The sequence below is a fragment of the Pseudofrankia sp. DC12 genome (genome assembly GCF_000966285.1).
In the GTDB taxonomy this organism is placed as follows: Bacteria; Actinomycetota; Actinomycetes; order Frankiales; family Frankiaceae; genus Pseudofrankia.
Map to the genome: position 1 here is coordinate 6,724,032 of NZ_KQ031391.1, position 24,454 is coordinate 6,748,485.

Below are 24,454 nucleotides of genomic sequence, written 5' to 3' on the forward strand. Positions count from 1 at the left end.
CCCGGCTCGGCGGAGGCCAGGTCCGGGGCCATGGCCGCGCGCCGTGGCCCTCGCGGATCGGCGGCGGTCACGGTGTCCGTCGGCGGGCGGCGAGGCGGTCCTGGTCTGGCCAGCGCACGTTCCAGGCCAGCCCGATCCGCTCGAGGCCGTGGATGAGGGCGGCGCTGGAGTCGAGCTGGCCGGGGTCGACGCCGTGGCGGGCGCAGGTCGGGTCGGTGTGGTGGGCGTTGTGCCAGGACTCGCCCATCGACAGGACGGCGAGCGGCCAGACGTTGGTGGACCGGTCCCGGGTGGCGAACGGCCGCGGCCCGAGGACGTGGCAGATCGAGTTGACGGAGAAGGTGACGTGATGCAGGACGAAGATCCTGACGAGCCCGGCCCACAGGAACGCGGTCGCCGCGCCGTGCACCGTGCCCCCGGTGAGCGCCCAGCCCAGGGCGGCCGGAGCGAGCAGGCTCACCGCCATCAGCCAGGGGAACGCGTTGTCGACCCGGACCATGTCGGGGTCGGCCAGCAGGTCGGGGGCGTAGCGGCGGGTGGAGGTCTCGTCGCGGACGAACAGCCAGCCGAGGTGGGCCCAGCACAGCCCCTTGGCCAGCGCGCGCGGGCTGGTTCCGAACCGCCACGGGGAGTGGGGGTCACCGTCGCGGTCGGAGAACGCGTGATGCTTGCGGTGGTCAGCGACCCAGTGGATGACCGATCCCTGGGCGGCCATCGACCCGGCCACAGCGAGGCCGATCCGCACCCAGCGGCGGGTCTTGAACGCCCCGTGGGTGAGGTGCCGGTGGAATCCGACGGTCACCCCATGCCCGGTGATAGCGAAGGACCCGACGGCGAGGACCGCGTCGAGCAGGCTGATCTCATGGCCGTCCGCCGCGTAGGAGGCGCCGGCGATGACCGCGAGGAACGGCACGACGATGAAGGCCCACAGGGTGGCCTGCGCCCAGTTGGGTCTGCGGTCCGGGGGTTGCGGCCCGTCGCCCTGGTCGCCGGCGATTGCGCTGGCGACGTCGGGTGGCCGGTGCGGCTCGGGTTTCATCGGGGCCTGGCCGGTCGGCTGGCCGGGGAGGGTTCGGAGCCGCCGCGCGGACGTGGCAGCGTGGCGGACACGGCGGCGCGGGAGGCGCGGTGGCGGCGCGGCCCGGTCCGCCGGGGCAGCGGCCTGCCGATGTGCGGGGTCCAGCGGGCCAGGGCACGGGGGGCGTCGAACGCGACGACGCCGACGAGGACCGGGGTGGCGTCGTCGGCGGGGCGGGTGTAGCCGGCGAGGAACCGGCCGGCGTCGAAACAGCCCGCGAGCAGGGTGACGTCGGTGGCCAGCGCGGGCAGGCCGGCGGCCTGGATGCGCAGGTCGTGCTGATGGGACCAGAACCGCGGGACCGGGGTGAAGGGGACGGCGTGGCGGGGACCGGCGAGCAGGGCGTCGGCCGCGGCCTGGCCCATCTCCACCGCGTTGATCCAGTGTTCGACCCGGCGGCGGACCGTGTCGAAACGCAGGTTCGGCCAGCACGCGACGTCACCGGCCGCGACGATCCCCTCGACAGGCTGGCCGTCGGCGGCCAGGACGTGGGTGGTGGCGTCGCACTGCACCCCGTCGCCGAGAGCGAGGCCGCAGTGCGCCAGCCAGTCGACGGCAGGGGCGGTGCCGACCGCGACGAGGACGGCGTCGGCGTCCACCCGGGCGCCGCCGGTGAGGGCCAGCCGGAAGCCGCGGGTGGTGGGCGTCCATCGGGTGACCTGGCTGCCGAGGTGGAGACGGACTCCGGCGCGCCGGTGGGCAGCGGCGGCCAGGCCGCCGATATGAGCCCCCAGCGGGCGGGCCATCAGGACGTCGGCAGGTTCGATCAGACAGACGGACAGGGCGCGGTGGCGGGCGGTCGCGGCCAGCTCGCAGCCGAGGAACCCGCCGCCGACGACGGCCACCTGCCGGGCGGCGGCGAGGGTCTCGTCCAGAGCGTGGGCGTCGGCGAGGGTCCGCAGGGTGTGGACGGGGCCGGCGGCCGGCTGGTCGGGTAGCCGGCGGGCGGCCACGCCGGTGGCGATGACCAGTCCGTCGAAGTCGAGGGTGGTTCCGTCGGCGAGGATCACCTGACGGCCCCGTGGGTCGAGGCCGGCCGCGGGGACACCGAGCCGCCAGGAGGCGGCCGGGTCGGTGTGGGCGCGTAGCCGCAGATCGGCGGGTGGCAGCTGGCCGGTGAGCAGCTGCTTGGACAGGGGGGTGCGGTTGTAGGGCGGGTGTGGCTCGTCGCCGACGATGACGATCTGCCCGGCGAAACCGCGTGCGCGCAGCCGTTCCGCGGCCGACAGCCCCGCCAGGCCGCCACCCACGATCACCACCCGGTTCGTCCGGCCGCGCAGGGCCGCGCTCACGGCTGGTCCCGCAGGCTGATCGCCCGCATGGGGCACAGCCGGGCGGCCTGGCGCACCGCCGCCACCCGGCCGGCGTCGACGCCCGGCGGGTAGCGCAGCCGGCCGTCGACGCCGAGGGTGAACACGTCGGGGGCCTCCTGCTCGCAGATCCCGTACAGGGCGCAGTGGTTGGCGTCCACGCTGACCACGGTCCGCCGCGGTGGCGGCGGGGGCTGGCCGACGGCCAGCCGCGGCAGCGCCGCGACGACCGGCCGGCGGGTGTGATCGTCCATGGGTCACAGCTCCTGGGGGATGATCCGGGTGGCCACCGCGGTGGTCGCGGGCAGCACGCGCAGCAGCGCCATCAGCGCGCAGGCCGCCGCCAACGCGAAGACGGCCAGGCCGAGCATGCCCAGGGCCTGGACCTCGCGGGACGTCGCGATGACGTGTGCCAGCGACAGGGCGAAAGCGAGGTAGGCCAGGTAGTGCAGCACATGCCAGCGCCGGTAGCCCAGCCGGCGCTGCAGCCAGATCGAGGCGGCGACCGCCAGGCCCAGCTCCAGGCCGACGATGCCCAGAGCGACCTCCGGCTCCCCGCCGCCCGCCAGCGGCACGACCGCGTTCAGGTAGGAGAAGTGCTCGCCGGTCTGGAACACGTAGGCGACCGCGTGCAGGCAGCCGAACGTCAAGGTCACCAGCGCCAGCGTCATGTGCCCGCCGTAGAGGGTGGCGCGGCGGACCCCGCGCCGCGCCCACCCAGTCGTCGTCAGGATGCCGAAACACACCGTCAACGCCATCAGCCCGTAGGACAGGTAGCCGGCCAGCGTCGCGATATGGCGCACGCCCGCGTCGTAGGGCGTGACAGCACCCTCACCGGCCAACACCCGGGCCGGGCCGTCGGTCCCGGCGAGAGCCGGGCCGGCGGCCACCAGCACAGTGCCCAGCACCCCCGAGGCCAGGACGGCGGCACGGAACCATCTGCGCATGGGCTGACACACTCCAAAGGCGGGGCGACATGGACAGCGGCGCGGCCACCGTCTCCTACAGGTGGTAAGACTAGCCGGTGTCCTACAGCCTGTGCGACAAAGGGGGGTGTCCGTCGGCGTGTCGAGTCGTCCCGGATGCGACGAGGGTGAGGGTGAGGGCCATGGATCCAGGAGAAGCACGCGGCGGCGCCGATGAGCGGGCGCCGACGGGACGGCGCGCGTCCGGCGCGCTGGAAGGCGAGGTGCTCGCCCTGCTGTGGGCGTCCGGTACCGGGTTGACCGCCGCGCAGGTCCATGCCCGGCTGCCGCCGGATCTGGCGTACAAGACGGTGCTGACCGTGCTCGCCCGGCTCCACGACAAGGGCCTGTGCGACCGCGAGCTGGCCGGCCGGGCCCACCGTTACACCCCCCGGCGAGGCCCTGCCGAGCTCGCCGCCGAACGGATGAACGCCGCGCTCGCCAGCGGCGTCGACCCGGCCGCGGTGATGCTCCACTTCGTCGCCGGCCTCGACCCCGACGCCGAGGCGGCGCTACGCGCCGTCCTCGACAGCCGTCACCCCTAGGGCGCGTCCCGTGGATCTTCGGCCGCGCGGGCGGCGTCCCGGGCAACCACTCGCCGCGTTGTCGTCGTCACCCATAGCTCCGCTATGGACTCCTCCTCCGCCTTGCGACGGACCGCCTGGGACGCCGCCCGCATCGACCAAGATCCACGGGACGCGCCCTGGCGCCGCCCCGCTCGCCCCGCCGGACGGAGACCCATGTACGTCAGCGTCTACCTGCTCCTCGCCCTCGTCGCCGCCATCGCCGTGACCGCGCCGCGCCTCGGCCGTCACCTGCACCCCCGCGCCGCCACCCGCACCCTCACCGCCCTGGCCATCGGCGCTGCCGCCGCGACCGGCTGGGCGCTGGGCCTGCTGGCCACGGCCGGCCTCGTCCGCATCGACGAGATCACCGTCCACACCAGCGTGCCCCGCGCCGCCGACCCGGTGCCGCGCACCGTCGGCCTGCTCGCCGCGTGCGCGCTCGCCGTCATCACGATCCGGGCCTTCCGCGCGACCGCCGCCCGCCGCCGGGCCCACCGCGCCTTCACCGGCCTGCACCACACACCCGCCGCCGGAGACCTCGTGGTGGTCGCCAACCACACCCCCTACGCCCACGCGCTACCCGGCTACCGCGCCCACCCCGGCCGTGTGATCGTCTCCGACAGTCTGCTGCGGGCCCTCGACACCGCCGAACGGCGCGTCCTGCTCGCCCACGAACGCGCCCACCTCCACGGCCACCACCACCGCTACCGGACCGCCGCCGACCTCGCCACCACCGTGAACCCCCTGCTGCGTTCCACCCGGGCCGCGATCGTCTTCCAGACCGAACGGTGGGCCGACGAACAGGCCGCCACCGAGATCGGAGACCGCCAGACCGCCGCCCGGGCCCTCGCCCGAGCCGCGCTCGCCACCACCCACACCACCACCCCGGACCCGGCAACACTGGGCTACCTTCACCACGGCGTCGTCGCCCGCGTCCACGCCCTCCAAGCCCCACCCCTGCACAACCGCTGGCACCGCACCCTCCCGACCCTGCTCACCGCCGCACTGACCGCCGCCGTCCTCACCGACGCCACCATCGGCTGGCACCGAATCATCGAACAGCTACACCCATGAACCACACCACGGCCCCCGGCCTGGACGGCCGCCAGGCCCCGGGTCTGCGAGGAACTCGACCTGGCCGCCGATCCCGACACGGGGCTTGAGCAGCAACGGAACGGCCAGTGGCGTTAAGGGGCCGCCGTGGCCGGTGTTACCGCCATCCATCGTTCCGATGTGGGTCAACCCGGCGGTGGCCTAATCGTGTAGCGGTTCGATAGCTCTGCGCTCCGCACTGGGCGGGTCGTCCTAGATTGCGGCGTATGCCGGTTGAGTTCCTGACGGATGACGAGGCGGCGGCGTACGGCCGGTACGCGAGAGTGCCCTCGCGGGCTGACCTGGATCGCGTGTTCTTCCTTGACGACGACGATCGGGCGCTGGTCGAGCGTCACCGCGGCGAACACATGAGGCTCGGGTTCAGCCTCCAACTAGTCACGGTCCGCTGGGTGGGGATGTTCCTGGAGGACCCTCTCGACGTTCCGACCGCGGTGCTGGACTTCATGGCCGAGCAACTCGGCGTCGCCGATCCCTCGTGCGTCATGAAGTACACCGCGCGCGCCAAGACCAAGTTCGACCATCAGTGGGAGATCAGGCGCGAACGCGGGCTGAAGGAGTTCACCACCGCTGAGGAGGAACTGCGGGCCTGGGTCGCGGCCCGGTCGTGGACATCGAGCGACGGCCCGAAGGCGATCTTCACCGATGCGGCGGGCTGGCTGCGGGAACGGGATGTCCTGTTGCCGGGTCTGACAACGCTGACCCGACTGGTCGCGGAGGTCCGCGACGAGACGAACCGTCGGCTGTGGGGCGTGTTGGAAGGGCTGCTGACGGTCGGCCAGCGGTATGTGCTGGACCAGTTGCTGGAGGTGCCGGCGGGGTCGCGGGTGTCGGACCTGGAGCGCTGGCGCAAGGGCCCAGTACCGCGCGGGTCCGGCCCGGCGATGATCAAAGCGCTTGAACAGGTCGCCGAGGTGGCGGGGCTGGGCCTGGCCGGTCTCGGCGCTGAGGGCCTGGTGCCGCCGCGCCGCCTCGCGGAGCTGGCCCGGTACGGGATGAGCGCGGACGCCTCACAGATCCGCCGGCATGGCGACGGCCGGCGGCTGGCGACGCTGCTGGCGACTGTCCAGTACCTGGAGGCCAAGGCGGTCGACGACGCCCTGGAACTGCTGGACCTGCTGATGACCACCGAGCTGTTGAACAAGGCACAGAGCGCGGCGGACAAGGAGACGGTCCGCCGGCATCCGAAGCTGGCGAGGGCCTCCGCCCGGCTGGCGGTGGCGGTGGCCGCGCTGTTCGACTCCGAGTCCTGGGGCGGCCCGGACGACGAGCCGCGGGTGGCACAGGTGTGGGAGGCGATCGAGGCGGTCGTATCCCGCACGGAGTTGCGGGCCGCGCTGGTGCTGGTGAACGACACCGTGCCACCAGCCGACGCCGACCCCGACGACTGGCGGGCCGCGCTCGCCGGCCGGTACACCACGGTCTCGGCATTCCTGAAGATGCTGCCCAAGGTGATCGAGTTCGGTGCCAACGCCGAGGGCACCGCGGTGCTCTCCGCGATGCGCGCGCTGCCGGCCGTGCTGGCCTTCCGCAGCCGGCTGCCCGCGCCGCTGGTCCCGGCGCGGGTCATCGAGCCGTCCGTGGTGAACGGCCCGTGGAAACGCCTGGTGTTCGGCCAGCCCGCGTATGAGGACGGGGCGGTGAACCGACACGCCTACACGTTCTGCGTGCTCGAGCAGTTCTACCGGCACCTCAAGCGCCGCGACATCTACGCCGACGCTTCCACGAGGTGGCGTAACCCCCAGGCCCAGCTCCTGGAGGGCCCGGCCTGGGACGCGGTCCGCGGGGAGGTGCTGACCACGCTCGGCTTGCCCGACAGCCCCGACGCCCTCTTGGCGGGCCACGGCCAGACCCTGGATGGGGCCTACCGGGAGGTGGGCGGGCGGCTGGCCGGCAACGCCGAGGTCCGCGTCGACGACGCGGGCAGGATCCACCTGACCGGGGTGAAGGCCGTCGAGGAGCCGCCGTCCCTGGTGGACCTGCGCGCCCGCACCACCGCGATGCTGCCGCGGGTTGAGCTGCCCGAGGTCATCCTGGAGGTGATGGCATGGGAGCCGTCGCTGGCCGCCGCGTTCACCGCCGTGTCCGGCGGCCGGTCCCGGCTGGAGGACCTGCCGACGTCGATCGCAGCCTGCCTGGCCGCGCATTCCCTGAACGTCGGGTACCGGCCGATCGCCAAGAAGGGCATCCCCGCGCTCGAGCGCTCGCGGCTGTCGCACGTGTTCCAGAACTACTTCCGCCCCGAGACCCTTGCCCCGGCGAATGCTCCCCTCGTCGGCCGGCAGGGCGGCCTGGACCTGGCGCGGGCCTGGGGCGGCGGCTTGGTCGCGGCGGTCGACGGGATGCGGTTCGTCGTCCCGGTCCCGGCCGCCTTCGCCCGCCCGAACCGCAAGTTCTTCGGATCCAAACGCGGCATGACCTGGCTCAACGCGATGAACGACCAGGGCATCGGACGCGGCGCGAAGGTCGTGTCCGGAACAGTCCGCGACTCCCTGCACATGATCGATGTGATCTTCGGCCTGGACGGAGGAGAACTCCCCGAGATCGTCGTGACCGACACCGGCTCCTACTCCGATGTCATCTTCGGGCTGCTCGAACTGCTGGGCATCTCCTACCGGCCCGCGCTCGCCGACCTGCCCGATCAGAAGGGCTGGCGGATCAGCGCCGACGCCGACTACGGGCCGCTGAACACCTTCGCCCGCGGGAAGATCGACCTGGAGAGGATCCGCCGGAACTGGGAGGACATCCTGCGGGTGGTCGCCTCGATCTACACCGGCACGGTCCGCGCCTACGACGTGGTCACCATGCTGCAGCGCGACGGGCACCCGACCGCACTCGGCGAGGCGATCGCCGCCTACGGCCGGATCTTCAAGTCCCTGCACATCCTGGCCTACATCGACACCGACGAGACCTATCGGCGCGACATCAAGCACATCCGCAACCTGCAGGAAGGCCGCCACGCCCTCGCCCGCAAGATCTGCCACGGTCGCAAGGGCGAGCTGTACCACCGCTACGAACGCGGCCTGGAGAACCAGCTCGGCGCCCTCGGACTCGTCCTGAACTGCGTGGTCCTGTGGACCACTGTGTACCTCGACGCCGCCGTCCACCAGCTCAGGGCTCAGGGCTATCCGGTGCGCGAGGAGGACATGGCCAGGCTGTCGCCGTTCGTCAACCGGCACCTCGAAGTCCACGGCACCTACAGCTTCGTCCTACCAGACCTCCCGCCCGGAACGATCCGCGAACTGCGCGACCCCGACGCGCCCGACGACGACGAAGGCGACGCGTGAGCCGCCATCAGCGGCCAGCCCGATCGCGGGCGGCCAGGCTGGCGATGGCGTTCAAGCTCAGCGGCGGCCCACTCGTCGAGCGACCCACGGAACGGTTCACATGATCGAGGTCGGGCTACGGCCTGCGATGCCCGCTGACAGCGAGTTCTGCTTCGCGCTGCACCGTGCCGCGATGGGCAGCTATGTCGAGCAGATCTGGGGCTGGGACGGCGCCATCCAACGCGTCCACCACGAGCGAACCTTCGACCCGGAGCGGACCCAGATCATCATGGTGGACGGCCGCGACGCCGGCCTGCTCAGCGTCGAACGCCGTCCGGCAGAGACCTACCTGGGCCGAATCGAGATCCACCCCGACTACCAGGGGCAGGGCATCGGCAGCCGCCTCATCCAGGACCTCCTCGACGAGGCCGTGCGCCGCGGCCACCCCGTCACCCTCGACGTCCTGGCCATCAACCAGCAAGCGCACGCCCTCTACCGGCGGCTCGGCTTCCATGACGTCGCCCGGCACGGCGAGAACAACATCAAGATCAGAATGAGTTCCGCCCGACCCCGAGAAGAGCGGACGACGTAAGCGTGTCGGGCAGCGCGAGCCAAACGGCTATCGGCCGCTGTGAGCCGCCACGAGCGCGCCGGCTGGGTAGACCGGTCCTGGGTGATCTCTAGGGCCGGCCGCGCCCAACATCTCCGCCTCGGTCCAGGCCTGCCCGCGCCAGCTGCCCCAGGCACACATCAAGCGGCTGCACGCGACCCCCGAGCGGCGCAGTGCCGTCCCACCAGGTGACCGCGGCTATCTCCTCGTTGGGGATGAAAGGGCTGCCCGCGGCGGGGCGTCCGGCGTAGACCGCCGCGTACTCGGAACGCCGCTCGGGGCCCAGGGTGAACCGCGCGAAGCCGGCGAAGAGCAGGTCGTCTACCTGGTAGCCGGCCTCCTCGCGCAGCTCGCGCACCGCCGCCTCCCGCGGTGTCTCGCCCGGGTCGATCATCCCGCCGGGCAGCTCCCAGCACTGCCGACGGCGGTCGAACACCAGCAGCAGGCGGCCATCGTCGCTCCAAAGCACGACCAAAGACGCCGGCAGCGGGGCGTCGCGCAGGTCGGCGTCCTCGCCGACCTCGTGGAACGCCACCAGGAGGTTCCCGTCGTCGTCCGCGGCAAGGGGGGCCAGATCGCCATCGCTCACGCGGGTCAGTATCGGACGGCTGGCAGGGCCACGTTGACCCTCCGGGGATCTTGTCGGCAAACGATCGTCTGCCGAGACTGCTCGACGCCGCCGCCACTGTGATCGTCAGCGGTACGTGTCGTGGTTCTGCATCGGGTTGCGGGAACTCCGCGACCCCGACGCCCCTGGCGAGGAGCACGGCTGACGGTCGGGCGAGCCGCCGGTTTACCCCGGGCTTTCTCCTTGGCGGGGGCCGTCGCCAAGGGCCTGACGGCTCAGCGGCGCCGGGCGAACCAGACCTCCTCGGCGGGCCAACGCTGGACCCACTCGGGTGGGAACTCCGGAAAGTCGTTGTTGTTGGTGGCCGCGTCCGGCGGCACCTGAACCTCGATCAGGTCCTCCACGACTAGACCGCACGCGGCCATGAGCCGGATCGACTCCCCGTGCGGCAGCGCGAACTGCCGGTACTCCCGGCCCGAGCCGCCGCGGCGTACCAGCTGGTGCAGTCCGAACAGGCTCTGTACCAGGCGATCGGTGGCCGGTCCGGCCTCCGGCATGCACAGGCGGGCCAGGGGAGAGTGGGTCAGGAACACCAGCCGGCCGCCAGGGCGCAGCAGCCGGGCCGCCTCCGGGATCCACCGGTAGGGATCGCACCAGACGGCCGCGCCGTACTCGTTGATCACCAGGTCTGCGCAGGCGTCAGCCAGCGGCACCTGCTCGGCGTCCCCGTGGACCAGCGGAAAGCGCAGCTCGAACTCGTCCCGCAGATGGCGTGCGGTGGCCAGCTGCCGGGCCGAGAAATCAACACCGACCGGGTGCGCGCCCCGACCGGCCAGCCACGCCGACACGTAGGCGCTACCGCAGCCCAGCTCGACCGTTGAGGCACCAGCCACGTCCGCCGGCAGGACCGGCAGCCGGGATTGAGGGACGCACCACATGCCCCAGAACGGTTCGCCCGCGGCCCAACGACGATGCGCGTACCGGTCGAACCAGGCCGACAGGTGCTCGTCCCACTGCCGCCGGTTGACCGGTACGTGACCGCCCGCCTCATCCGCCATACCGATGATCATAAGACACGGCGAACACCGGTTGATCTTCGGTGAGGCCGCCGGCGTGACGCCCTGACTGTGTTCGTTAGAGGATCCCCCAGCGAACACGCCGGCGCAGCCACCTACGTCCAGCACCACCAGGCCGAATGGCGTCTCATAAGACCCGTCCGGAAGTTGTCTCACTTGTCGGGGTCTGAGACGGTGCCCTGCCGTTCCCGGACAACATCAACCACCTCCATCTCCTGATCGGGTGGATTCGGGGCAGCCCCGGCGACCGCAAATCCACCCGATCATGAAAGCGGCTGGTCGCGGCCGCTGGCCAGGCGAAGCCGGGACTGGGGCGCCGGACGGGGCGCTGACTGGGCTGGCGGCGCGGACCTCCACCAGGTTCGTGATCATCAGACGCGTGGGCGGGGGAGAGGGCGGGGGTGGCCGGAGTCAGGCGGTGGACTGGGCGAGCTGGGCGGCGAGCGCGTCGGCGTGGCGTTCGGCGCGCTCGGCCCGTGAGCGGGCGTCAGCGCGGGCCTCGGCCAGCACCGCCATCCGTTCCTCGGCCGCCGCCCGGTCGGCCTCCCGCGCCGCCGCCGCCTCGGCCCGGATCCGGGCGACCTCCGTATCCGCCGCGGCCCGCACCCGGGCCAGCTCATCCCGGACCCGGCCGAGCTCGTCGGCGGTCTCCCGGCGCAGCCGGTCGGCCTCGGCCGCCGCGTCCACCCGGACCCGGTCGAGCGCGGACGCGGCACCGGCCCGGTCCGCCGACGCCGCCTCCCGCAACGCCGCCAGCTCGGCGCGCAGCTCCGCCTGCGCCTCGGCCGCCGACGCGGCGTCACGGCGGGCACCACCAAGCTCGGCGTTCGCCGCGGCCAGCTGGCCGCGCAGCGTCGCCATCTCCCGTTCCGCCGTGGCCCGGATCGTCGCCAGCCGGGCCGCGGCGTCCGCCCGCGCCGACTCGGCCCGCTCGTCGGCCTCGGCCCGCGCGGTCGCGACCTCCGCCCGGGCCTGAGCCCTGGCCGTCTCGACCTCCGCCGACGCCTGGGCGCGGACCTGGGCGATCTCCTCGGCGCCCCGGCGCTCGGCGTCCCCCGCCGCCTCCCGGGCGACGAGCGCCGCGGCGTCGGCCTCGGCCAGGCGCCGTTCCAGCTCGTCGAGCGCGGCGGTCGCCTCCGCGGTGACCGCCTCCGCGTCCGCCCGCGCCGCGGTCTGCTCCCGGGCCGCCGCCTCGGCGCGGACCGCCCGGGAGGTCGCCTCACCCACCCGCCGGGCCGCGTCCGCCTCGGCCGCCTCGACCTGCGTCTCGGCCGCGCCGACGTCACCCAGCCGGCCCAGGGCCGCCGTGAACGCCTCCAGCGTCCGGCCGAGATCGGCGGCCAGCGTCCCGACGTGGGCGGCCAGCTCGTCGGCGCGCAACCGGGCGACCGCCACCGGGCGGGTCTCGGCCCGTGCGCCGGTGCGGCCGGCTGGAACACCGCTCCCGCCGCCGGCTCGCCGCGGACCGTCGCCCGTGGCCGGACCGCCACCGGTGGCGGTCAGGGCGGCGAGCTCGCGGCGGCGCCGGTAGGCCGACAGCCGGGTGTGCGCCGGGTCGTCGCAGTACGCCGGAGGCCGGCCAGGCCCGTCCGCGGCCGCGCACGGCCGCCCGCAGCCCGGATAGCCGCAGACCACGCCCGCGACCTGGTCCGGCACCGGCCTGAGATCAACGAGACGGCCGGCGTCGTCGGTGACGCCGGCCGCCTGACCGATCTCTCCCCCGACGTTCGCTACCAAATCTCCGCCGTTGTCCCGTGTCGCCGCGGCATCCGTCACTACGCCCCCTCCACTCGATTCCGTAACGTCCAGAACGTAGCAGAGACGAAACGTAACGACGCAACGAAACACCAGGTACCACGAAACGAAAATCCTGACGCTCGATAAGCTTCACTTCTCGAGAGTTAGAAATTGGGGGAGTGGGGCCGTTCGCCAAAGGTCATCGGCTGGCGCGTTGGAGGTACGCCAGCGCACGCGCGAGCAGATCCGAACTGATGGTCTCGGCTGCGGGGGCGATGCGGGTGTTGCAGGTTGCGCACAGAAGGCCACGGACCCGCCCGACCCTGTGATCATGATCCACATGTACCTGGTGCACGGGTAGTGCCGTCAGATCGACGTCGCAGACCGCGCAAAGGCCACGCTGCGACGTCAGTAGATCGGCGTAGGCCTCGGGCGTGAGGCCGTACGTCCGGAGCCAGTGGTCGCGGCGGATCCGCGCCAGCCCGTTCTCTTCTCGATACCGCTGGCGCGTTTGAGTCTTGGTGCAGTCCAGGCAGTCCGTTCGCCAGCGGTCGGAGGTCACCTGCCGGTAGGCGACGCGTGGCTTGCGTTGCCCGCACTTGACGCATGTGAGCAGGTCGGACGCGCTGGGTGGTGTGGCCTCGCAGGCCCTGCACTGGGCGCTGCCCGATCGTCGCGCGGTTCGCGGTCGCGCGAAGGCCGACTCCGCCAACTCGTGGTTGCACCGCGCGCATTGCCGCGGAATGCCGATCAGGGCGTCTCGTGCGGCCTGACCTGTGTCTCGGCTCACAGCGACACTGTCATTGGACATGTACCGATCTTGCCGCAATTCACTACAAAACCCCTACGCGGGGCGGGAGTCCCGGCGGGGTCGCCGTAGCATCCGCCGAAAATCGGGCGGATGTGGCTGACCAGCGCCGATCCGGCCAGGAGACTGCGCTGAGAGCGTCGAGGTCGTTGGCGGTCAAGGGTTCTTGTGCCAAGGGAGGTTGGGGTCGGCAAGAGTACGCCCTTGCCGAAGAAGATGACGCTGTTGGCGCGGTTCCAGGACTCGACACGGCACCAGGCGAATTCTTGCGTTCGTTCGAACCAGGACCGATGAGTCTCGTGGGATCCAGGCGTCCAAGTGATCGTGAGTGTCCGCAAGATGCGCTGGGCAGCAGGAGGATCAGGCCATGAACCCGACGGCACGCCAGATGTTCGAGCTGGTCGAGCCGATCGGTGTCATCCCCTACGCGGCCGACGAGCCCAATGGGCTGCGTGCAGGCGTTGCGGCGGATCCTCGGCGATCACGCCGACGCGCCCGCCTTCGCACGGGCCGCCGACCTGTTGCTGCGGGCTGCGCCCAGCGCACCGGTCGAGGGCCGGCCCATGTACGCCGCGCTGCGCGCGCTCCCGATCCCCGAGGACGTGGTCGCCCGCCTCTTCCATGCGGCTTCCCTGCTGCGCGAGCACCGCGGCGACGGGCACATCACCGCCCTCATGACCGAAGGTGGCGGCGGCCTGGAGGCTCACGTCCTGCACGCCCTCGACGTGGGCATCCCGCCGAGAAGTTTGGACGGATCCACCACCTCCCCCCTACCCAGCTCGCCGCCGTGATCGACGGGATGCGCGACCGCAACCTGATCGCAGATGACGTCTGGCTCAGCGAAACGGGCCGCGCCACCAAGCAGCGGGTCGAGGCGCTCACCGACCACCTCGCCGCCAAGCCGTACGAAAGCCTCGGGCTCGACGAGCTCCACGAGCTCGTGACCCCCTCGAACCGCTCGCCACACTGCTACTCGCCGACCAGGACTGGTAGACGGAACCCGGCCGCTCGGAGCAGGCCGCCGGTGTGCTTGACCCGGTGTGCAGGTGAGAAACACGTGTCACCAGGGGCACTTCGTATTGCCGCCACGACGCGCGGCCGCCCAGGCGGCCGGGGCCTGGCAGGCCGCCTCCCGGGCTGTTCAACCTGCTGTGGGCCGCGGTCGTCGTCATCGTGATCGTCCGCCCCGGCTCGTCGACCGGAGTCTGACTCGCCGCGGACTCTCACGGGCGCCGGCGAGGCCGCCACCGTCAGGTGGTCCGATGATCGGCGAAGAAGTTCGCGTTCTGCACCTTGAACTCCGCGTTGAACTCGTGCGCGCCGATCGTGGCGAGCGTCTCCGCGTGGACGGCGATTCGCTGGCCGGGGGTGAGGACTGTGGGTAGGACAACGCCGCTGGTGAGCTTGTCGGCGCCGTCTCCCCTGAGGTTCTTGGGCAGGGAGACGGCCAGCGTACCGGCGGAGTCGATCAGCCCGGCCTGCCGGTAGGCGGCGACGACCGCCGCCGCCGTCGCCTCGGTGACGCCTGGGACGCGTAGCTAGCGCACGGGGGTCACGGCCCGTTGGATGACCTCGTGCAGCTCGGTGGGGATCCCGGTGTGGGCGATCGCGGCCAGGTCGGCCTTCTCCTTGGCGGGGTCGGTGACGGTGTCGTTGACCCCGACCACCATGAAGGTGGGGACCCGCAGCCCGCCGAGCCGGTCGACCGCCTTCGTGGGGCCGGCCATGTACAGGGCTACCCCGCTGATCGGGACACCGGCCGAGCTCTCGGCGGCGGCCCACAGCGCGGCGAACGCGCTCCCGTTGGACATGCCGAGTCCGTAGGTGGGCGTGCCTGCGTCGACGGCCGTGGTATCGAGCACGTGCCGGCGGAGCCGGTCCATCCGAGCCAGGTCGGGATTGGAGGTCATCGACGGGCCGTCCACGTTCCAGCGTCGTTCGCCGGAACGCTCGGTGCTCTCCGTCGCGACGTAACCGAAGCCTCTGCCGATCATGTCGTTGAGGACGTCGGCGTTCTCGATCTTGACTGCGAAGTCGGCGCTGCCACCGGAGCCGTGGAAGAGGTAGATGATCCCGGTGGGGTGCGCGGGAATGTAGGAGTAGGTGGCGAAGCCCTCGAAGCTTCCCTGGGCAGGTGGCTCGACCGGATACACCGGCTGCGTCGACACCCCGGCAGCCGGGTCGACGCTCGCCGCCGCTGCGACGGGCGTGCCGGCCGGGGACAGCCCGCCGGCGCTCGGCGAGGTGACGGCCGGTCCCGTCCCGCGGGTGGTCCCGGCTGCCCGACAACCGGCCAGCAGCATGGCGGCGACCAGCGCTATTCCGATCACCGTCCCGGTCGACCACCGGACCGCGCTCGTTCTCGGCGTGCGCGAGCTTCGCGCTGCAGGTGCGTTCACAGCAGCGAGGATGCCAACCAGCCGCCAACCACTGGGCAAGAGAACCATCAGGTTTCGGTAAGACGGGCGGACCACGGCGGCGCGTCGTCAACCAGCTCGCGTGGCTGTGGTCGGTGGATCAGGGCGTCCTATCCTGTCCGGATGCAGGAATCCACGGCGGGTCACGAACGTCCGGTGCGCGGCTTCGAGCTGATCTGCGAGATCGAGCCGCCGACCCGGCCGGACCTGACCCACGCCCGCCACCAGATCGGCGTCCTGAGCCCCGTCACCGACGCGTTCCTGATCCCCGACAACCACATCGGACGCGCGACGGTGTCGAGCATCGCCGTCGCCCACGAGGTGGCGACGATGGGGGGACGCAGCATCGCCTGCGTGAACTCCCGCGACCGTAACCTGCTCGGCTTCCGCCGCGACCTGCTCACCGCCGCGGCCTATGGCGTCGAGGAGTTCCTGTTCGTCCACGGCGACAAACCCACCGCCGGGAACCGGACCAGCGACCTGACCGTCCGCGCGATGATCGACGAGGCCCGCGCGGCCAGCGAGGACCTGGTCTTCGCGGACAGGCCGGCGTTCCGGGTCGGCGCCGCGGCCGGCCTACGTCCACTGCCCACCTGGAAACGAGCGGCCGACTTCCTGTTCGTACAGGTCAGCTACTCGGTGGACGCCCTGCTGCGCTGGCGCGACGCCCATCCGGTCGAACTGCCGGTCTACGCCGGCGTCATGGTCCTCGCGAGCGCCGGGATGGCCCGCCGTCTCGCCGCGGCCATCCCCGACATCGACATCCCCGAGGACCTCGTCCAGGCAGTCGAACGCGACCAGGCGGCCGGGGTCGAAGCGGCCTGCGCCCAGGTGCTACGGCTGCGCGACAGCGGCGCCTTCGCTGGTGTGCACCTCGTCCCGGTCAGCCGCTACCGCCAGGTCGCCACCCGACTCGAGGACCTTCTCTGACCGCCCGGGCCGGTTCTCAGTGGTAGGCGCGGGCCTGGAGGGTGAACAGTTCGGCGTAGAGCCCGGCGGCGGTCATGAGCTCGTGGTGGGTGCCGTGTTCGGTGAGCTGGCCACGGTCGAGAACGCCGATGAGGTCCGCCATTCCCACCGTGGAGAAGCGGTGGGAGATGAGCACGGTGACGCCACCGTTCTCCTGTCCTGCCCGCCCGGCCGAGGACGCGTAGCGTTCGAACACGGCCCCGGGGATCAATCGAACCGTGGTTATCGGTGAGATCGATCAAGTTGTGGGGTCTCGGTGGCCGTGATGCGGGCGGCGTAGACCCGGTGCGCCTTGCGCTCGGCCGGGCCGGCGGACTCGGCAGCGAGGGCGGCTGTTGCTGTCAAAACTTTTGACGGTCGGCGGTCGGGTCCGACAGGGTGGGTGGGTGAGCGATGACCCGACGGTTGGTTTCCTGAAGGCGGATGTGGCGCGGTTCTGCGCCGGCCTGGACGATCTGGCGCCTGCGATCCGGCTGCGGCTCGTTGTTGAGCTGCGGCAGGCGCTGGACGAGGTGACGGACACGGCGTTGGACAGCGGGATGGCTGCGGCGAGGGCGGAGGGCTGGGGGCTGCGGCAGATCGGCGGCCTGGTGGGTCTGTCGCACGAGAAGGTCCGCTACCGGCTCGCCCGGGCGGAGAGCGAGCCGGCCGGGCCCTCCTAGCCCAGGGCTGTGGCCTCGGCGGGCTTGCGGGTGGATCGGAGCTGGCCTCCGGCGACCTCGGCGGGCAGCGCGAAGCTGTACCGGCCGTGGAAGTTGATGTGGGCGAACTTCAGCGGCGAGAGGCGGGCGATGTCCTCGTCGCGGACGTGGATGCCCTCGGCTCGCATCTCGTCGATGATCTGCTGGAAGTAGACCGTGTTCCACAGGACGACGATGTTGAGGATCAGTCCCAGTGCCCCGAGCTGGTCTTCCTGTCCCTCGCGGTAGGACTGCCGTAGCTCGCCCTTCTGCCCGTGGAAGATCTTGCGGGCGAGGTTGTGGCGGGACTCCTGCCGGTTGAGCTGGGTGTTCACGCGCCGCCGTAGCAGTTCGTCGGCGAAGTAGGTGGACAGGTAGGCGCTGCGGTCGAGACGGCCGATCTCCATGATTGCCTTGCCGGTGGGGGTGGGCTTGCCGCCGGGTGCCAGCACGCGCAAGACCTCGGAGGCCTTGATCGTGCCGGAGTGCAGGGAGCCCGCGACGTGTCCATTCACGGGTGTGACCCGTGCTGATGCTGTTTCAGGCTGTGGTGGCGACCGGGATCGGTAGCCAGGGTCGGCCGGCGAGGACGTGGTGGATGGCGTCGAGGGCGCGGATGCCGTGGTCGCGGGCGGACACGAGGTGGCGGCGATGGGAGGACGCAGCATCGCCTGCGTGAACTCGCGTGACCGCAACCTGCTCGGGTTCCGCCGCGACCTGCTCACCGCCGCGGCCTACGGCGTCGACGAGTTCCTGTTCGTCCACGGAGACAGACCCACCGCCGGGAACCGGACCAGCGACCTCACCGTCCACGCCGTGATCGACGAGGCCCGCGCGGCCGGCGATGATCCGGTTTTCGCGGACCGGCCGGCGTTCCGGGTCGGCGCCGCGGCGGGCCTGCTCCCGCCGCCTGGAGACGCGCGGCCGACTTCCTGTTCGTCCAGGTCAGCTACCCGGTGACGCGCTGCTGCGGTGGCGTGACGCCCATCCGGTCGAGCTGCCCGTCTACGCCGGCGTCATGGTCCTCGCGAGCGCTGGGATGGCGCGCCGCCTCGCCGCGGCCATCCCCGACATCGCCATCCCCGACGACCTCGTCCACGCCGTCGGCAGGGACCCGGCTGCCGGTGTCGAAGCCGCCTGCGACCAGGTACTACGGCTGCGCGACAGCGGCGAGCGGGAGCGAACGTGCGTTATGACGGCTGACTCCTCACGGTTGGTCCGTCTGCGTTCTCGTGGTTGGGCATGAACCTGTAGCCGCCGTTCCGAACACCGCGGGCGTCGATTGTGCGTCACATCACGCTGGCGGGCGGGTGCCGCGCCGCGTCCGTTGGCCGGCGCCGAACATCGGCGACCAGCGCATTTCCCATCCTGCGGCGCGCCCTGGCCGCCATTTCGACCTGCACGATCAGCACGGAAGGGCCCCCGGCGAGACCGCGGGTGGGTGCCTATACACCCCCTCTCGGGCGCACACACAATGCCACTTCCGCTAGTTCGATCATGATTTGTGGCGCTGCTGAGCACGCCGGTTGAAGATTCGGCCAGTGGGCGGCTGGGAGGCCCCCGTGCGGCGGCGGGGCCCGCGGAGCGCGGTGCCACGCGGGTCGGCGCGCACCCGCGGCCCGGCGGTGGCGGGTCGGTGGCGTGTCCGGGTCCGTTCCCGCTGCTGCGGCGCGGGTCCGCTCGTTCTGGCGAGCCTGATCGTGGCCGGCGCGTCGTAGCGGATCCCGTGCTGCCCAGGGCTTTTGACCTTGTAGTGGTTGTGGCGGGCGCGGCGCACGACCCGGGGGTAGCCGCGCTCGCGGCGCTCGTTGAGCTTCTCGGGCCGGGTGATGTCCGCGTGGACGCGGGCGAGGGCCCGCGCCTCGTGGTCAGGGGGAAGAAGACGGGTCACCGACCCGTCGACGAACGAGGCGCATGGTGCGCGTGTAGCGGACTCTGTCCGGGTCGATCCCGGCCGCGGTGGCCCCCTGGCAGATCAGCGCCGCGATCGTGAAGTGGGTCAGCAGGTAGCCCCAGATCTCCTGGTCGATGTACGACCACAAGATGCCGCTGTTGCTCTTCCTGAACATGGCGAAACTCAACCGGCATCCCGAATATCTGCTCGAAGCCCTCCTGCACGAGTCCCTGCACGTCGTCTTCTTCGACGTCGTGCTGGTGCGCGGCATCATGCCCGCCGGCTACCGCCAGGGCACCGGGCTGGCCGTGCGGGTGCCCTGGGGCGCCGCCGGGCGTTTCATGGACGCCCTGCGCGTCACCCAGACGCTGCACGTCTACTCCTACATCGCGTTGATGTACGCCGACATGCTCCGGGTCGGCCGACGTGACCACGACGAGACGATGGCGCTGCTGCTCGCGACGATCGGGGTCGAGTAGGAACGGAACAGCAAGTCGGGGTTGGTGTCACATTTGTTGACACTGCTGGCGTTGGCCGGTCAGGCTGGCCGGGTGAGTTCGGAGAAGGTCGCGTTCCTGCGGGCGGATGTGGAGCGGCTGTGCTCTGAGCTGGCCGAACTGGCGCCCGCGCCGCGGCTGCGGATGTTGACGGAGTTGCGGGCCGCGCTGGAGGAGGTGACCTCGCCGGCGCTGGCGGCGGCGATGGCCGCCGCTCAGGACGAGGGGTGGGGGCTGCGGCGGATCGGTGCGTTCGTCGGGCTGTCACACGAGCAGGTTCGGCGCACGCTCGCGGCCAGCGCGCCCGTGGTCGGTGAGTAGCCGGGCGTCACTGGGTGGGCGACGGGGACCGCAGGGGCCGGAGCCGGCCGGCGCGGATGTCGTCGGGCAGCGAGAAGTTGTAGCGGCCGAGCATTCTGAGGTGATCGAACCCGAGCGGTGAGAGCCGGGCGACGTCGGCGACCGCGGTGGGTTTGCCTTCGTCGCGGATCTGGTCGAGGGCGCGGGCGGTGTAGACGGTGTTCCACAGAACGCAGACGTTGGTCAGGAGTCCGAGGGCGCCGAGCTGGTCTTCCTGGCCTTCGCGGTAGCGCTGGCGCAGTTCGCCCTTCTGGCCGTGGCAGATCTTGCGGCAGAGCTGGTGGCGGGACTCCTGCCGGTTGAGCTGGGTGTTGACCCTCCGCCGGAGGAGCTCGTCGTCGTAGTAGCCGGCGAGGTAGGCGGAGCGGTCGAGCCGGCCGAGCTCGATGAGCGCCCGTCCGATCGGGGTGGGAGTGCCGCCGCCGGCGAGGTAGCGGAACAGTTCGGCGGGGCGCACGGCGCCGGTGAGCAGGGAGCCTGCGACGCGCAGCAGGTCGTCCCAGTTGTCTGTGATGATCTTGGTGTTGATGCGGGTGCGGATGAGGTTGTTGACCGGGCCGTAGTGGGCGTGCGGGTCGACGCGGTGGAGGGTGGCGGAACCGGCGTCGGCCAGGCGTGGGGAGAACTGCCAGCCGAGGAGCCGGAAGATCCCGAAGCCCATTTCGGAGGCGCCGGAGGTGTCGGAGGTGACCTCGACCGGGCGCAGTGAGGTCTCCTGGTCGAGGAGGCCTTCGAGCAGGTAGTACCAGTCCTTCGGGGTTCCCGGGATCACGATGCCGTGGAAGCCGGTGAACTGGTCGGACGTGAAGTTGTAGTAGGTGACCCCGCGGGCGCCGTGGCCGAAGTACTTCGGGTTGGGCCCGGCGTTGAGGGTGCGCACGGGGACGACGAAGCGCAGGCCGTCGGCGGAGGCGAGTTCGCCGCCGCCCCAGGCGGCGACCAGCGGCAGAGCCATGTGGTAGTCGACGAGGGCGGCGTTGGCCGCGGTGAGGGTGGCGGCGCGGATGTAGTTCTGCTCGACCCAGAACAGCCGGTCGAGCGCGAGTGCTGGCACGGTGTCGGAGGCGACAGCGGCCAGGCCGACATTCATCGCCTGGGCTGCGAGCACCGCCGCCACCGACACGATCATGTCGTCGCGGCGCGACGGGGCGTCGGAGACGTGGGTGAAGTGGTCCAGGCAGCCGGTCCAGCGGTGTACCTCGAGGAGCGCCTCGGGCAGGTCGACGACCGGGATCCGAGCGTCGACATCGGCGCGCAGCGCCGCGAGAGACGCCGGTTCGTCGAGCTTGTCCAGGCCGGTGAGCACGAGGCGGTCGCGGCCGTCGCGCTGTTCGATCCGGATTGACGGATTCGAGGCCAGGCCGTCGGCGAGCCTGCGGTAGGCGGTGTCGAGCCGGCCGGCCCACCGTTGCACGTCGACGCCGGGTTCGGGGTTCAGGCCGAGGTCGGCGCAGATGCGCGGCCGTTCCTTCTCCCACGCGTCGCCGGTGAGCAGGCCGGCGGTCGGGTCGCCCCACTTGCGCAGGCCGGGCACGAACACCTCGTGGCGGCGCAGTGCCTCGCGGAGCCGTTCGACGGTGGCGACAGTGTAGGCGCGGGTGTCGACCGTCCCGGCCTTGTCGCCGTCGGTCGGGAAGACCCGCCGGTGCCAGGCGGCGGTCAGCACGTCGGCGGGCACGCTGTCCGGCGGGATGGGCGTGCGGCTGCGCCGGCGGGGCAGGCCGGCGAGGAACTCAAGCGCTTCGAGGGTTTGGCGGCCCTGGCGGTTGTTGGCGTCGAAGCCGATGACGGCCAACAGCCGGGGCAGGAACCGGCGGATTGTGGCGTGGCGGTCCAGCAGCTCGGTCAGGAAGTTGTCGTCGGGTTCGCGGGCGAGTTGGCAGATGGTGGCGGCCGCCGCGTCCACGGCGGCGACGTCCAGCTCGGAGAGCGCCTGGCGCAGGTCGCCGGCCGGGTCGGCGGCGATCTGCCCGATGGCCAGCCAGGCCCGGCGCAGCACCAGCGCTGCCCCGTCGAGGTCCTTGAGGGTGCGCAGCCGTTCCCGGCCGGCGCGGAACCCGGAGGTGCGGACCAGGTCGCCGACGACGAGGTCGAACACCTGCGAACCGGGCCAGCGCGGTGATCCGCCCCGCCGGCACGGCGCTGAGGTCCCAGCCCGCCGCGCCCAGCCCGTCGATCTCGACGTAGCGGTCCAGGGCCTTCACGACCCCGGCGCCGCTGATGTCGGTCGGGCTGCGGCGCAGCCGGTCGAGCCGCGACAGCCGCCGACCCGCCTCGACCACGACAAGCTGCTCGAGGTCGGCGCGCTGAGGTGGACTGGGCGCGGCGGCCAGCAGCCGGTACTGGCGGGCGGCGGTGCGTTCCCGGATGCTCGCGACGAGGCGCTCGAGCACCGTCACACCGGGCAGCAGCACCTTCGCCTCGACGAGCCGGTTGGTGGCCAGGTCGAACAGGACGCTGGGCCGTTCGTTGGTGTGCCAGGCCCGCAGGAACAGCCAGCGAGCCAGCGCCCACCACTGCGACGGCCCGAAGACCTGATAGCCGTAGGCATCGCGGATCTGCGCCTGATGGTCCCAGCGCGCCTCGTGCTCCCCGTAGCCCTTCAGGTCATCGGGGACGAGGCCGAGCTGCTCGGCGACGTAGTCGACGACCACCGCCGGAACGTCCGCCGGGGCGGGCAGGAACGTGCCGAGGAAGCGCACGGTGCCCAGCTGCACGGCCCAGCCCAGCTCGTTGCGCCGGCCGTTCGCGGCCGTCGCCCGCCTGCGCGCGTCCGCGTCCAGGTGGAAGAACCCGCCCAGCTGCACCGCGTCCGGCGCCGCGTTGAACCGGCCGTACCGACCGCGCTGCTCGTCCGTGAGGAAGTTGACCGGCACCCCGCGCCCCCATCGCCCGATCGACGCTCGTCACAGGCATCGTTCCAGCCGCCCTTCCGTCCGCTCCGTGGGGTTCGTCCTGAACTGCCCCGAGGCGATGTGTCCGCACCCGCGTCGAGGAGAGATCCAGCACTTGATAGCGTGACGCCCGTGTGCGACTTCTGGCACTGTTCACCATTCCGCACGTTGAGGATCTGAGCATGATTAGCCCGTACGTGCGCCGGTACCGGCTCGCACAGGAGTTGAGAAAGCGCCGCGAGGCCGCCGGGCTGAACCACCTGGAGCTCGCGAGGAGCATCGGGGTCGACCGGTCGAAGATCTCCCGGCTGGAGAACGGCCGGGTCTCCCCGGACATCAACGACGTGATGAAGCTGCTCGAGGCGCTCGGCGTCGAGGGAGCGGAGTGGACCAGCCTCCTGACGATCGCCCAGGACGCGGCGACCAGGGGCTGGTGGGAGTCGGGCGCCCGGGTGATGGGCGAGCGGCAGGCCCTGTACGCGGACCTTGAGGCCGGGGCGGTGGGCATCCGCGAGTACCAGCCAAGTTCCGTGCCTGGCCTGCTGCAGACGGCCGAGTACGCCCGCGCACGGCTGCTGGTCACGGGAGTCATGCCCGCGGGTGAGGCCACCGTCGAGGGCGTGCTGGAGGGCCGGGCGGGCCGGCAGCGGATGCTGCGGCGCCCTGGTGCTCCGAGCTACGAGCTGCTGATCGACGAGGCCGCGGTCCGGCGGCCGTCCGCGCCGCTGCCGGTGATGCGCGAGCAGCTCCTGCACCTGGCTGCCCGGGCCGCCGAGAAGAACGTCACGGTGCGCGTGCTGCCGATCGAGGCGGTGGTGCGCGACTTCCAGACGCTGCCGGGAGCGCTGTCGCTCTACGCCTATCCCGACCCCGGCGACCCGGTGGTGGCGGCGATCGAGTCGATCACCACCGATGTCATCGTGACCGATCCGGTTCAGGTCGCCCGCTACGCCGAGCGGTACGACCTGCTGGCCGAGGTGGCGCTGTCCCCCGACGACAGCGTCGAGTTCATCAGCCAGGCCGCGACGAAGCTGCCTGACCGTTAGGAAGCGATCACTATGAACAGTGCCGTGAGCACGCCCGCCATCGCCCCCCTCGTCACCACCTCTTGGCGCAAGTCCACGCGCAGCGAGCCGACCGCCAACTGTGTTGAGGTGGCCGCGGCCGGAGCTGGCGCGGCTCGTCGGATAGGGGTCCGCGACTCCAAGTTTCCGTCGGGCCCCGACCTGTGGTTCACCCCGGACGTCTGGGCGGCCTTCGTCGACGAGGCCAGGAGGCCGGCCGGCGCGCAGATCCGGGACGGCGGCGGGGACGGCGGCGTCATCACCGGGCACATCCCGGCCGAGCAGGTCCCGGCGGACTTCCGCAGGGACGACAAGGTCTTCGAGCCGGGGCGGCAGGCGATCACGGTGCGGGGCGCCGCCGGTCTGGGCGGCCCGGTCCTCTACTTCACCGAGACTGAGTGGGATGCCTTCGTCGCCGGCGTGACGGCCGGCGAGTTCGACGACCTGCTCGGCGGCCTGGCGGAGGAGCCAGAGCCGCACGGCCGGTAGCGCGACCGACATCGCCGGTCGTCAGGGGCCGCAGCCGTTCCAGAGGGCTGCGGCCCCTGACGCGTTCTCGCGCTCTTCCGCCCCGCCGCGCGGCGC

24 protein-coding genes and 3 pseudogenes are annotated in these 24,454 nt (G+C 71.8%); 12 read left to right on the plus strand and 15 right to left on the minus strand.

Annotated elements, in window-relative coordinates:
* Nucleotides 1–67: 67 nt before the first annotated feature.
* The 4 genes from FRADC12_RS27210 to FRADC12_RS27225 are packed head-to-tail and all read right to left on the minus strand — an operon-like array spanning nt 68 to nt 3,335.
* Nucleotides 68–1,039, minus strand: coding sequence for an acyl-CoA desaturase (locus FRADC12_RS27210; protein ID WP_084011222.1), 972 nt, complete (start codon nt 1,037–1,039; stop codon nt 68–70).
* Nucleotides 1,036–2,370, minus strand: coding sequence for an NAD(P)/FAD-dependent oxidoreductase (locus FRADC12_RS27215; RefSeq protein WP_052711215.1), 1,335 nt, complete (start codon nt 2,368–2,370; stop codon nt 1,036–1,038). Before FRADC12_RS27215 ends, FRADC12_RS27210 begins: the two co-directional genes overlap by 4 nt.
* The gene (locus tag FRADC12_RS27220; protein ID WP_084011224.1) at nt 2,367–2,642 is read right to left on the minus strand and encodes a ferredoxin; all 276 of its coding nucleotides are present in this window, start codon (nt 2,640–2,642) and stop codon (nt 2,367–2,369) included. Before FRADC12_RS27220 ends, FRADC12_RS27215 begins: the two co-directional genes overlap by 4 nt.
* A 3-nt stretch (nt 2,643–2,645) precedes the next feature.
* Nucleotides 2,646–3,335: a ferric reductase-like transmembrane domain-containing protein gene (locus tag FRADC12_RS27225; RefSeq protein WP_052711216.1), complete on the minus strand. Its 690-nt coding sequence runs from the start codon at nt 3,333–3,335 to the stop codon at nt 2,646–2,648.
* 161 nt (nt 3,336–3,496) lie between these two features.
* Here FRADC12_RS27225 and FRADC12_RS27230 point away from each other — a divergent pair, with 161 nt between their 5' ends.
* From FRADC12_RS27230 to FRADC12_RS27245, 4 genes are all read left to right on the plus strand, one after another.
* On the plus strand, nt 3,497–3,898 hold the full coding sequence (locus FRADC12_RS27230; RefSeq protein WP_045878757.1) for a BlaI/MecI/CopY family transcriptional regulator: 402 nt from the start codon (nt 3,497–3,499) through the stop codon (nt 3,896–3,898).
* Between the two features lie 195 nt (nt 3,899–4,093).
* Nucleotides 4,094–4,993, plus strand: a complete 900-nt coding sequence (locus FRADC12_RS27235; protein WP_052711217.1) for a M48 family metalloprotease — start codon at nt 4,094–4,096, stop codon at nt 4,991–4,993.
* A 245-nt stretch (nt 4,994–5,238) separates the two neighbouring features.
* Nucleotides 5,239–8,316, plus strand: coding sequence for a Tn3 family transposase (locus tag FRADC12_RS27240; protein WP_045878758.1), 3,078 nt, complete (start codon nt 5,239–5,241; stop codon nt 8,314–8,316).
* Nucleotides 8,317–8,443: 127 nt separating this feature from the next.
* Nucleotides 8,444–8,887 (plus strand): GNAT family N-acetyltransferase, encoded by a 444-nt coding sequence (locus FRADC12_RS27245; RefSeq protein ID WP_198153063.1) that lies wholly within the window; start codon nt 8,444–8,446, stop codon nt 8,885–8,887.
* Between the two features lie 88 nt (nt 8,888–8,975).
* Here the strand turns inward: FRADC12_RS27245 and FRADC12_RS27250 are convergent, their stop codons facing one another.
* The 4 genes from FRADC12_RS27250 to FRADC12_RS35260 form a co-directional block, all read right to left on the minus strand.
* Nucleotides 8,976–9,494: an NUDIX hydrolase gene (locus FRADC12_RS27250; protein WP_232304079.1), complete on the minus strand. Its 519-nt coding sequence runs from the start codon at nt 9,492–9,494 to the stop codon at nt 8,976–8,978.
* A gap of 254 nt (nt 9,495–9,748) precedes the next feature.
* Nucleotides 9,749–10,531 (minus strand): class I SAM-dependent methyltransferase, encoded by a 783-nt coding sequence (locus FRADC12_RS27255; RefSeq protein WP_052711322.1) that lies wholly within the window; start codon nt 10,529–10,531, stop codon nt 9,749–9,751.
* Between the two features lie 429 nt (nt 10,532–10,960).
* Nucleotides 10,961–12,325, minus strand: a complete 1,365-nt coding sequence (locus tag FRADC12_RS27260; protein WP_157489080.1) for a coiled-coil domain-containing protein — start codon at nt 12,323–12,325, stop codon at nt 10,961–10,963.
* 160 nt (nt 12,326–12,485) lie between these two features.
* Nucleotides 12,486–13,097, minus strand: a complete 612-nt coding sequence (locus tag FRADC12_RS35260) for an endonuclease domain-containing protein (protein WP_084011225.1) — start codon at nt 13,095–13,097, stop codon at nt 12,486–12,488.
* Between the two features lie 440 nt (nt 13,098–13,537).
* Between FRADC12_RS35260 and FRADC12_RS34640 the strand changes: the two are divergent.
* A pseudogene (locus FRADC12_RS34640) lies at nt 13,538–14,271 on the plus strand (SCO6745 family protein).
* Nucleotides 14,272–14,632: 361 nt separating this feature from the next.
* Here the strand turns inward: FRADC12_RS34640 and FRADC12_RS27275 are convergent.
* Nucleotides 14,633–15,424, minus strand: coding sequence for an alpha/beta hydrolase (locus FRADC12_RS27275; RefSeq protein WP_045878760.1), 792 nt, complete (start codon nt 15,422–15,424; stop codon nt 14,633–14,635).
* 210 nt (nt 15,425–15,634) lie between these two features.
* Between FRADC12_RS27275 and FRADC12_RS27280 the strand changes: the two genes are divergently transcribed.
* Nucleotides 15,635–16,441, plus strand: a complete 807-nt coding sequence (locus FRADC12_RS27280) for a methylenetetrahydrofolate reductase (protein ID WP_045878761.1) — start codon at nt 15,635–15,637, stop codon at nt 16,439–16,441.
* A 16-nt stretch (nt 16,442–16,457) separates the two neighbouring features.
* Here FRADC12_RS27280 and FRADC12_RS27285 read toward each other — a convergent pair whose 3' ends face one another.
* Entirely contained in the window at nt 16,458–16,676 is a 219-nt protein-coding gene (locus FRADC12_RS27285) for a hypothetical protein (RefSeq protein ID WP_157489082.1), read from the minus strand.
* A 190-nt stretch (nt 16,677–16,866) separates the two neighbouring features.
* Between FRADC12_RS27285 and FRADC12_RS27290 the strand changes: the two genes are divergently transcribed.
* A complete protein-coding gene (locus FRADC12_RS27290; protein WP_045878763.1) occupies nt 16,867–17,142 on the plus strand; it encodes a hypothetical protein in 276 nt (91 codons plus the stop codon).
* Here the strand turns inward: FRADC12_RS27290 and FRADC12_RS27295 are convergent.
* On the minus strand, nt 17,139–17,675 hold the full coding sequence (locus FRADC12_RS27295) for a Tn3 family transposase (RefSeq protein ID WP_052711219.1): 537 nt from the start codon (nt 17,673–17,675) through the stop codon (nt 17,139–17,141). The two genes, FRADC12_RS27290 and FRADC12_RS27295, sit on opposite strands and share 4 nt — an antisense overlap.
* Nucleotides 17,676–17,784: 109 nt before the next feature.
* On the opposite strand from FRADC12_RS27295, the pseudogene FRADC12_RS27300 reads away from it, so the two are divergent.
* A pseudogene (locus FRADC12_RS27300) lies at nt 17,785–18,331 on the plus strand (methylenetetrahydrofolate reductase); the annotation flags it as partial.
* 324 nt (nt 18,332–18,655) lie between these two features.
* Here the strand turns inward: FRADC12_RS27300 and FRADC12_RS32590 are convergent.
* Both FRADC12_RS32590 and FRADC12_RS31850 read right to left on the minus strand, forming a co-directional pair.
* Nucleotides 18,656–19,051, minus strand: a complete 396-nt coding sequence (locus FRADC12_RS32590; RefSeq protein ID WP_052711220.1) for a hypothetical protein — start codon at nt 19,049–19,051, stop codon at nt 18,656–18,658.
* The gene (locus FRADC12_RS31850; RefSeq protein ID WP_198153064.1) at nt 19,029–19,229 is read right to left on the minus strand and encodes a hypothetical protein; all 201 of its coding nucleotides are present in this window, start codon (nt 19,227–19,229) and stop codon (nt 19,029–19,031) included. The genes FRADC12_RS32590 and FRADC12_RS31850 overlap by 23 nt, the downstream gene beginning before the upstream one ends.
* On the opposite strand from FRADC12_RS31850, the gene FRADC12_RS27310 reads away from it, so the two are divergent.
* Both FRADC12_RS27310 and FRADC12_RS27315 read left to right on the plus strand, forming a co-directional pair.
* Nucleotides 19,204–19,533, plus strand: coding sequence for a hypothetical protein (locus FRADC12_RS27310; protein ID WP_045878764.1), 330 nt, complete (start codon nt 19,204–19,206; stop codon nt 19,531–19,533). The genes FRADC12_RS31850 and FRADC12_RS27310 overlap by 26 nt on opposite strands.
* A 72-nt stretch (nt 19,534–19,605) precedes the next feature.
* A complete protein-coding gene (locus FRADC12_RS27315) occupies nt 19,606–19,872 on the plus strand; it encodes a hypothetical protein (protein ID WP_084011226.1) in 267 nt (88 codons plus the stop codon).
* A gap of 7 nt (nt 19,873–19,879) precedes the next feature.
* Here FRADC12_RS27315 and FRADC12_RS27320 read toward each other — a convergent pair whose 3' ends face one another.
* Nucleotides 19,880–22,009, minus strand: a complete 2,130-nt coding sequence (locus tag FRADC12_RS27320; protein ID WP_052711221.1) for a Tn3 family transposase — start codon at nt 22,007–22,009, stop codon at nt 19,880–19,882.
* A gap of 283 nt (nt 22,010–22,292) precedes the next feature.
* A pseudogene (locus FRADC12_RS33660) lies at nt 22,293–22,787 on the minus strand (DUF4158 domain-containing protein); the annotation flags it as partial.
* 200 nt (nt 22,788–22,987) lie between these two features.
* Here FRADC12_RS33660 and FRADC12_RS27325 point away from each other — a divergent pair.
* On the plus strand, nt 22,988–23,851 hold the full coding sequence (locus FRADC12_RS27325; protein WP_045880323.1) for a helix-turn-helix domain-containing protein: 864 nt from the start codon (nt 22,988–22,990) through the stop codon (nt 23,849–23,851).
* A gap of 24 nt (nt 23,852–23,875) precedes the next feature.
* Nucleotides 23,876–24,358, plus strand: coding sequence for a DUF397 domain-containing protein (locus tag FRADC12_RS35265; protein WP_502685293.1), 483 nt, complete (start codon nt 23,876–23,878; stop codon nt 24,356–24,358).
* The last annotated feature ends 96 nt before the right edge of the window (nt 24,359–24,454 follow it).

Bases quoted from the DNA above. Each gene is read 5' to 3' on its own strand.
- FRADC12_RS27210 (WP_084011222.1), bottom strand. From the start codon at position 1,039: ATGAAACCCGAGCCGCACCGGCCACCCGACGTCGCCAGCGCAATCGCC.
- FRADC12_RS27220 (WP_084011224.1), bottom strand. From the start codon at position 2,642: ATGGACGATCACACCCGCCGGCCGGTCGTCGCGGCGCTGCCGCGGCTG.
- FRADC12_RS27225 (WP_052711216.1), bottom strand. From the start codon at position 3,335: ATGCGCAGATGGTTCCGTGCCGCCGTCCTGGCCTCGGGGGTGCTGGGC.
- FRADC12_RS27230 (WP_045878757.1), top strand. From the start codon at position 3,497: ATGGATCCAGGAGAAGCACGCGGCGGCGCCGATGAGCGGGCGCCGACG.
- FRADC12_RS27235 (WP_052711217.1), top strand. From the start codon at position 4,094: ATGTACGTCAGCGTCTACCTGCTCCTCGCCCTCGTCGCCGCCATCGCC.
- FRADC12_RS27240 (WP_045878758.1), top strand. From the start codon at position 5,239: ATGCCGGTTGAGTTCCTGACGGATGACGAGGCGGCGGCGTACGGCCGG.
- FRADC12_RS27245 (WP_198153063.1), top strand. From the start codon at position 8,444: ATGCCCGCTGACAGCGAGTTCTGCTTCGCGCTGCACCGTGCCGCGATG.
- FRADC12_RS27255 (WP_052711322.1), bottom strand. From the start codon at position 10,531: ATGGCGGATGAGGCGGGCGGTCACGTACCGGTCAACCGGCGGCAGTGG.
- FRADC12_RS35260 (WP_084011225.1), bottom strand. From the start codon at position 13,097: ATGTCCAATGACAGTGTCGCTGTGAGCCGAGACACAGGTCAGGCCGCA.
- FRADC12_RS27280 (WP_045878761.1), top strand. From the start codon at position 15,635: ATGCAGGAATCCACGGCGGGTCACGAACGTCCGGTGCGCGGCTTCGAG.
- FRADC12_RS27310 (WP_045878764.1), top strand. From the start codon at position 19,204: ATGCCGCTGTTGCTCTTCCTGAACATGGCGAAACTCAACCGGCATCCC.
- FRADC12_RS31850 (WP_198153064.1), bottom strand. From the start codon at position 19,229: ATGTTCAGGAAGAGCAACAGCGGCATCTTGTGGTCGTACATCGACCAG.
- FRADC12_RS27325 (WP_045880323.1), top strand. From the start codon at position 22,988: ATGATTAGCCCGTACGTGCGCCGGTACCGGCTCGCACAGGAGTTGAGA.